This window comes from Ferroplasma sp. Type II, assembly GCF_000496155.1.
In genome coordinates this window covers 43757-51795 of sequence record NZ_KI542707.1, presented here as the reverse complement: position 1 = coordinate 51795, position 8039 = coordinate 43757, and the positions used below count along the sequence as shown (strand labels likewise).

The following is an 8039-nucleotide window of genomic DNA, read 5'->3' as shown; positions in this document are numbered from 1 at the left end:
TATAATTATCTAACCGGAACATAGAGGCGTTCCTAACCTCTTATGGAGGATTTCATGGAAGAAATCTCCATAATGCCATTTTTCAGGACTTATCCGATGGATTACCTTCTGATTTCAGGTTTCACGAAACTATGTAATTATTGTACAATTCATGACCTCCCTCAACGTTGGAGTTTTATTGCTCATAGGATGATTGTAATTATTATCACATTTTGTTAAACCTTTCTTTTTATATGATAACGCAGTACCATAATAACATATAATAATTCGATAAAAACCACTATTAAAGAAATATTTGCGAGGTATGCATTATTAACATGACCTAAATATGCCCTATATGCCACATATCCTTCAAAAATAGTAGTGATTAATATCAATGATAATATAAAATTATTGGGAATTCGCTTTTTATGTGCTTTATTTTGAATTTCTAATTTATTTTCATTCATTTTTTACACCTATAGATTTATCGGTTGACAGTTTACCATATCCGTAAAACTGCTTGGTAAGGGATTATAGGAAAATATAGGATATGGAACGTTAAACCATCCATCTTCAAAACCTAAATATATACCAGCGTAGCCACCATATGCATTTACAGATGCTATGATAGCAACCGTTACAGCCATCGCAGCGAATACCACAGCAATAGTTTTCAATGCATCTAATGTTGCTGCTGCAAGTACTCCAGCTAATTTAGCACCTACTGCACCTACCAAAGTACTTATACTTCCGCCAAGAGCTATGTAACATTCAAGTCTTCCTGTGTTTTCATTATTAAATGATATTGCTCCCCATTTAATTTTGCCAGAAGTGAACTTTACATAGAAGCTAAAACAGAGAAGATGTGCCGCATCTGGTGTTATTATATTCGGCGATACTGATTTATTAGTTGAGATGTTGCTTATATTAAATGTTTCAGTGCTTTTTAATATATTTGATTTTATCGGGACTATATGGAATAACGTATTGTTGTTGCTAATTATTATAAACGATGATGATTTCATTATGTTATTAACATACAATGGTAATATATATTCTTTTGAATTTGTGCCATTATAATATCAGTAGACATAATAATTGTTGAAACGATTATTTATATGTTCAGAGAGATGGTACATATGTGTTAAATTATGGATCTTAAGTATATAACGCTCAGAAAAGATATTTAGAATAAAACTTTTCCATCACATTTAAGCTATTAATCTGACTTCCTGACAATATTTTTATTTCATCCTTAAACTGATTCAAATTTTTACCTATATCCATTTTTTTAAGCTCCATTCTTATTATCTCATCTATGTCTGTATATTGCGTCCTCATATCAACATAGATTCTATCTCCAACAATATACGGGCCGCGCATCAGTTCACTTCTTTCCTTCCAAACATCGATAAATTTTAAAGACTCGTTTGATTCGGTTGGCGGCCCCATATGTCTCTGCACATTGGGTAATTTTTCTAATTCATATTCTATCAAAATCTCTATTTCATCCCCCACATACAGTTCGCATGATACAGGCATAAAACCGGATCTGTGGAATATGTTCCATATCTTATTTTTGAGCCGTACAGCCTGAGGATATACTATATCATCAATTATGTCAGGTTTTTTTATCACAAATACCTTCATCAGCGTTTTCCTATCGGTCTTAACAACTGGACGGGCATGAAAAATAATATCTTCACGATTAGCCACATATAATTTGGCAGCCAATTTAAGTTTTGAAAGATTTTCCTCACTTACTGCTGCTCCAGCATTTCTTGTGGGGTCAATTGGATCTATAATAATTACTGGTTCATTGAATTCTTTTTTGCAATCCTTTGGAATTATCATCTTTCCATTTAACCTAGATGCATATTCAATAAAATTTTTGAAGGTGCCGAATGTTATTATTATAAGTTCGCATATATAACCGGAAAATCCGGATTTTGACACTTCAGATCCATAAACATTAATGCTTTTTAAAAATACTTTTAAAAGCCGAATATCCCGTATCATCTTTTCTTCTATCATACTGTTGACGTAAAGTGTATGCAGCGGTGTTCGATCCACGCTAGATACTATTTTCTCTCCCTTATTTATTCTAAAAGCTGGAACTATGTCAACCTTTATGCCATCCACATAACCAGAAACATATGGATGCTCGGCATATTTTTCAGTAGCATTCTTCACAACATTATGGCCTATTTCAAGACCTTTTTTCTCTACATATTCAACAGAATATGATTTTGCAAATGTAATAAATATATCTATATCACTCGATTTAAGATTTGTATTTTTTGAAACCGATCCCACTTCCACTGGTGTTGCCTCTATATTTTCCTTTTTGCATATAAAATTAATTTTTTTAATAACATCCGAAGCTATAAATTTTAATTTTTTCTGTTCCTCCTCCGTTGGGGTCTGTTCCATTAAAAGAGTTTCTAAATAATTCATCTGAGTCCTCCCAGGGAGATCACATGCGAAAGCTTGGGGAGGAATTGTGTAGTGAATCTCAATTCTTTGCCGTATTTTACCAGTTTGGCATTCTTCGTGCTTATGTCCATCTTCTTTTCTTTCATGTTTTAAAGCTCCCTAATCAACTCTTGCGCTGTTCCTCATGGAACTAACCCTCCATCGGATAGTTGACCCCTAGTTTCCAAGATCTATAATCGCCTGTGCTGGTTCACCATCAGCTTTTTTGAGCGCTTCAATAGCCTTTTCCCTTGAAACGTTGCATTGCCCCATTACAAGTTTTATATCCTCCTCATCAAATTCCTGCACGGCCACGGATTTAGCTTTTTCTTTCATAGTGCCCAGTACCTGGAATGTCTTCTGGCCCTGTGCCTCTATCATGGTTACCGATGCGTTTTCTATTATGTAGTCCTTATCCTTCCCTTTCAATATAACCTCTTTAACATCAGGCATTTCAGTGGATTTAATTCCCATCTGGTTCATCATTCTTCTTACATCCCTCGGATTCATAGAGATTAATTATAACTTCTTTTATTAATTTTTATGTTTTCTGGGAAATACTATTTCTGGATAGTTTATGAATTTAAGGCACAGGATAAGTGCAATCATTGAAGCCACCAGCTCAATTATGACAGCATACACAGGAAATCCAATCAGGAATAGCATAATAAACGGTACTGACATAATAAAAATTCCAGTGAAAAAATTTGCAAATTTATTTACGTAATAAATTTCACTCCCTGGGAATTTTCTGGATATATACTTTCTATATCCAGGTACCATGAATGTAACCAATGGTATGAATAGTAGACTGAGAGACAAATTTGCAGACACATTTTTTATTGAGATAATGAACCCTATTAAAATAAGTAAGGGAAATATAGCTATAAAGGAAATTCCCTGAAATAATCTTGATTTTAACAGGCTGCCCAGGAAAATTGTAAAAAATGATATGGAAGAAATGCATATAAATTCATATATTATGGAAATTGCATGTATTTCTATTACCAGTAGAGGAAAAGCTATTAAAATAATAGCAACAGACATATATAAAAGCGAGTTTATTATAATGGCAGAAAATAGCGCCCATCCATTTCTTATTCTTCTTATATCACCTATGGATATTATGTACCTTTTTATTTTTTTTGCCAGTAATGTTTTTTTATAATTCACATTCTGATAGGTGAAAAGGTTAAAAATTACGGAGAAAATAACCAGCAGTGATGATAAAATTATAACAATATATATTATTTTTAAATCCATAAAGCGTATTCCTGCAAAAATCCCTCCCAGGACTATACCAGTATAAACATAAGCCATATTATGCCTTTTCCTGTACATATTGCTCCAGTAATCTATAAGGGATGCACTGAAAGCAAGAACTGCGGCCAGCACAAACAGGATAAAATAATTGTCTACATAAAATATAAGTGGAAGAATAAGAGAAAATATGATGCCACCTAAAAGTACAGAGTTTTTCTTCAATATTTCTATGATATTCCTCGACATAACATATGATATATAATAAAAAATCCCAAAGGAAATAATAATTATTGGGAATATGTAGATTTTCATGGATTTATCATATAAATGGTAGGGAAATATCAATAGCAATAATAATAGAGAAGAATTTTTTATTGAATAGATCAAATCAATTACACTGTTTTTATTTAAAATATTCACTGTTTTAGATTATTATATTAGTGTATTAAACGTTTTCCGATTATATTATATGAGTAATATTTATTAAGAAATTGAAACACTCATAAGTAAAATTTTATATTTAAGCAAAAATAAATCATTTATCCGGATTATCTCTATAAAAGTATTTATTACTTGTTTGTATGAGGGTATATGCAGGATGAGGAATCCTATATTGAAAAGTTAAAGAAAGATGAAGTTGAGTTTTTGCAATTACAGTTTACAGATATTATTGGCTCTGTAAAATCATTGACAATCCCGAAGAATAGGTTTGAGGATGTTATATATAATGGGGTTATGTTTGATGGCAGTTCCATAGTGGGGTATAAGGAGATAGAAAACTCAGACATGAAAGCGGTTCCTGAGCTATCTTCCTATACCATACTTACAAATGAGAACTATGCCGGTAAAACTGTCCGATTTATGTGTAAAATATTTAATCCTGACGGAACAAGATTTGAGGGAGATCCGAGATATATTCTGGAAAAACAGGTGGAAAGGCTTACAAAGGAAAATAAAACATACTACATAGGCCCAGAACTGGAGTATTTCATTTTTAAGCAGGATGAAGACGGTGAACCTACAATAGAGCCAAGTGACTACGGCGGATACTTTGACAAGGAGCCACTTGACAGGTCCTTTACAGTCAAGCAGGAAATTATAAAGAAACTGGAAGGTCTCAATTACTATCCAGAGGCATCACATCATGAAGTTGCCTATGGACAGCACGAAATCGATGTGAAATATTCTGACGCCATCACCATGGCAGACAGGATTATAATGATCAAAAGCGTTGTCAAGGAAACAGCCAATGAATATGGATACTATGCCACATTCATGCCAAAACCCATAAAGGGTGTAAACGGCAACGGAATGCATGTACACCAGAGCATATTTTCCGGAGATGAGAATCTCTTCTATCGTGAATCAAATAAATATGGCTTGAGTGACTATGCGATGCATTATCTTGGTGGAATTTTGAGGAATGTACGGGACGCATCTCTCGTTCTTGCTTCCACAGTCAATTCATACAAGAGACTGATCCCGGTTATGAGGCACCAGTTTATATTGCATGGGCGAACAGAAACAGGAGTGCCCTTGTGAGAATTCCATCAGCACCTCCAAAGGGCAAAAGGATGGAGCTCAGATTTCCAGATTCCGCTGGAAACCAGTATCTTCAGTTCGCTGTTATACTGGGAATGGGCCTTGATGGAATTGAAAATAAAATAGACCCTCCAGAATCAATGGAGAGAAATATATTCGACATGAACCCTGAAGAAAGAAAAAAATATGGGATAAAATCCATGCCAGCATCCCTTGGTCAGGCAATTGAAACATTCGGCCAGAGTGAATTGATGAAGAAAATATTCGGGGAATATGTATATAACAACCTTCTGCGCCTTAAGGAAAAGGAATGGGACGAATTCAGGTCACATGTGACAGACTGGGAAATTGATAGATACCTTGATATCTATTGATTTTCAATATAATCTTCATCTGAATTTATTATTTCTATGCCCTTTATATGCATCATGCCTGTGAGTATGTAATCATATTTATTTATCAGTTTTGAGTTTCCGTGTATTTTTATGTTTTCAAGCGGTGCAGCCATTGACAGTTTCATCTTGCTTTTCAGGTTCCTGATTATGTCTATTATGCCTATTATATAGTCTATTTCATCCTCCTCTTCATACATCATTTTCATATCAAATTCCGGATATGGTTCAAGACCTATGCTTCCTGATGAAGGATTTATTTCATGGTATAGCTCCTCGGTTATAAATGGCATTATTGGTGAGTACATTTTTAGTATATTCTCCATTACAGAAAACGCCGTGAAAAGTGTTTCATTTCTGCGGTCTTCCTTGGAAGCCTCATTTTTGATTATTTCAAGGTAGTTATCACAGTACTGGTTCCAGAAAAATTTGTCAAGAACTATTCTGGCCTTCATGATTTCATTGCTTTCCATATATTCTGTAACCTCTTTTATGGTTTTTTCCATTTTAGTTATTATCCATCTGTTTACCGGAAAACTGGGTTGAGCTTTTTCAGGTTTTTTATTATTTGCAAGTAGCATAATAAGTTTCAGTGAATTTTCAAGTTTTATAATGGTTTTCCGCCCCCTCATGAGATCCTGTTCTCTTAGCTTAATATTCTCCCCCTGCATTGTTGTTGAGGCCCAGTATCTCAGTGCATCGGCACCGTAATTGTCTATAATGACTCTTGGTTCCACTATATTTCCCTTGCTTTTACTCATTTTCTGGCCGAATGGATCATACACATTTCCACTGATAACTATTTTCTTCCATGGTATTTCTCCATAATGTAAATAGGATCTCAATATTGTGGTGAATGCCCACGATGTAATTATATCATGCCCCTGGAATCTTGCATCCATAGTATATATGTCCATTTCACCTATATGTTTCAGATACAGTGTAGGGCTTAATGACGAGGTTGCCCATGTATCCATTACATCCGTTTCAGGCACTATATTCTCTGATTCGCATTTTTCACATTTACGTTTCCTCTCATCAAGCCTGGGATCAACAGGCAGCTCTTCCTTTTCGGCAAAGAGAATTTCACCACAATCATTGCAGTACCATACCGGGAAAGGAACTCCAAAATATCTCTGCCTGGATATACACCAGTCCCATTTTAGCCCAGTTACCCAGTTATTATATCTTGTCTTCATATGTTCTGGTATCCACTCTATCCTGTTTCCGAAGTCTATAAGTTCATTTTTTATGTCAAGATCCTTTATATACCATTGCTTGCTTATTCCTATTTCAATTGGAGTTCCACATCTCTCATGGGTATTCACAGAATGTTTTATTTTTTCAATTTTTACAACATAATTTCTATTTATCAGTTCATCTACGATTTTCTTCCGGGCATCCTTAATAGGGAGATTTTCTATTATGTTGCCATCATTTATCCGGTTATTTTTTAGTATAATCCTTGCTTTCAGGTCGTATTTCTTCCACAGTTCAAGGTCATGCTGATCCCCGAATGTACATAGCATTTCGGCTCCGGTCCCAAATTCCATATTAATAGAATTATCTGCCATAACCTTTACAGGGTAATCATAGATTGGAACATTTATTTCAGTTCCTATAAATTTCCTGTATCTATCATCATCGGGATTCACAAAAATTGCCACGCATGCACCCAGCATTTCCGGCCTTGTTGTAGCTATTTCAATGCCATTAAAATTGATATAAACAAGTTCTGTGTTGATAACTGCGTCCTTCATGTCTATCTGTGATATTGCGGTCCGGCATGTGGGGCATGTTACATATGGGGCTTCGTCCCTGTATGCTCTTTTCTTTTCCACCAGATCAAGAAAGAGTTCCTGTGATATTTTAATTGAAAAATCAGATGATGTATCTATGTAGTTTTTAAAATCCGCACTTAATCCCGTATCATACCATGCCTTATACAGATCCTTTTCTGCCTCTTTGCTTACCTCCTTGCATATTTTTATGTAATCTTTCAGTGGTGTGTTATCAATAGTTACCCTCCTCTCCTTTTCCACAAAACGTTCGGTTGGAAGGCCGTTATCATCAAATCCCCAGGGATATAATACATTATAGCCTTTCATACGTTTATACCTTGCAATAAAATCCTGCTGGGGATAGGAAAACGCATGGCCTACATGCATTTTCCCGGAAACTGTTGGGGGCGGTGTATCTATGGTATAATTCTTAATACCCTTTTTAAATTTGAAAGTGTTATTGTTGAACCAGTATTTTTTCCATTTATCCTCCATTGCCTTTGTGTCGATCATGTGTCATCTTAATGTTTCATATAATTATATATTTTTTTATCAAAAATATTAAAAATACAAAAATGTCTATCAGTTTCAACTCAAATTTACG

At 34.7% G+C, this 8039-nt stretch carries 7 protein-coding genes and 1 pseudogene; 1 reads left to right on the top strand and 7 read right to left on the bottom strand.

All coding sequences use genetic code 11. The annotated features are described in order from the left end of the window. Positions 1–215 precede the first annotated feature (215 nt). The 6 genes from AMDU4_RS04995 to AMDU4_RS04970 form a co-directional block, all read right to left on the bottom strand. Positions 216–449 (bottom strand): hypothetical protein, encoded by a 234-nt coding sequence (locus tag AMDU4_RS04995; protein ID WP_021786893.1) that lies wholly within the window; start codon positions 447–449, stop codon positions 216–218. Between the two features lie 9 nt (positions 450–458). Next, entirely contained in the window at positions 459–1007 is a 549-nt protein-coding gene (locus tag AMDU4_RS04990; protein ID WP_021786892.1) for a hypothetical protein, read from the bottom strand. Positions 1008–1155: 148 nt separating this feature from the next. After that, a complete protein-coding gene (gene cca / locus AMDU4_RS04985) occupies positions 1156–2439 on the bottom strand; it encodes a CCA tRNA nucleotidyltransferase (RefSeq protein WP_021786891.1) in 1284 nt (427 codons plus the stop codon). Continuing rightward, positions 2436–2564, bottom strand: coding sequence for a hypothetical protein (locus AMDU4_RS04980; protein WP_290704248.1), 129 nt, complete (start codon positions 2562–2564; stop codon positions 2436–2438). Before AMDU4_RS04980 ends, cca begins: the two co-directional genes overlap by 4 nt. Before the next feature lie 70 nt (positions 2565–2634). Beyond that, complete coding sequence (locus AMDU4_RS04975) at positions 2635–2967, bottom strand: nascent polypeptide-associated complex protein (RefSeq protein WP_021786890.1); 333 nt, start codon at positions 2965–2967, stop codon at positions 2635–2637. Positions 2968–2991: 24 nt separating this feature from the next. Then, positions 2992–3966: a hypothetical protein gene (locus AMDU4_RS04970; protein ID WP_290704245.1), complete on the bottom strand. Its 975-nt coding sequence runs from the start codon at positions 3964–3966 to the stop codon at positions 2992–2994. Between the two features lie 345 nt (positions 3967–4311). Between AMDU4_RS04970 and glnA the strand changes: the two are divergent. Continuing rightward, positions 4312–5636: pseudogene (gene glnA / locus AMDU4_RS04965) on the top strand (type I glutamate--ammonia ligase). On the opposite strand, the gene AMDU4_RS04955 reads toward glnA, so the two are convergent. After that, positions 5630–7948, bottom strand: coding sequence for a valine--tRNA ligase (locus AMDU4_RS04955; protein WP_021786886.1), 2319 nt, complete (start codon positions 7946–7948; stop codon positions 5630–5632). The pseudogene glnA and the gene AMDU4_RS04955 overlap by 7 nt on opposite strands. Between the last annotated feature and the right edge of the window lie 91 nt (positions 7949–8039).

What these genes read in the sequence shown, in the direction of transcription:
- AMDU4_RS04995 (WP_021786893.1), bottom strand. Translation starts at nt 449, where the DNA reads ATGAATGAAAATAAATTAGAAATTCAAAATAAAGCACATAAAAAGCGA.
- AMDU4_RS04990 (WP_021786892.1), bottom strand. Translation starts at nt 1,007, where the DNA reads ATGAAATCATCATCGTTTATAATAATTAGCAACAACAATACGTTATTC.
- cca (WP_021786891.1), bottom strand. Translation starts at nt 2,439, where the DNA reads ATGAATTATTTAGAAACTCTTTTAATGGAACAGACCCCAACGGAGGAG.
- AMDU4_RS04980 (WP_290704248.1), bottom strand. Translation starts at nt 2,564, where the DNA reads ATGAAAGAAAAGAAGATGGACATAAGCACGAAGAATGCCAAACTGGTA.
- AMDU4_RS04975 (WP_021786890.1), bottom strand. Translation starts at nt 2,967, where the DNA reads ATGAATCCGAGGGATGTAAGAAGAATGATGAACCAGATGGGAATTAAA.
- AMDU4_RS04970 (WP_290704245.1), bottom strand. Translation starts at nt 3,966, where the DNA reads ATGTCGAGGAATATCATAGAAATATTGAAGAAAAACTCTGTACTTTTA.
- AMDU4_RS04955 (WP_021786886.1), bottom strand. Translation starts at nt 7,948, where the DNA reads ATGATCGACACAAAGGCAATGGAGGATAAATGGAAAAAATACTGGTTC.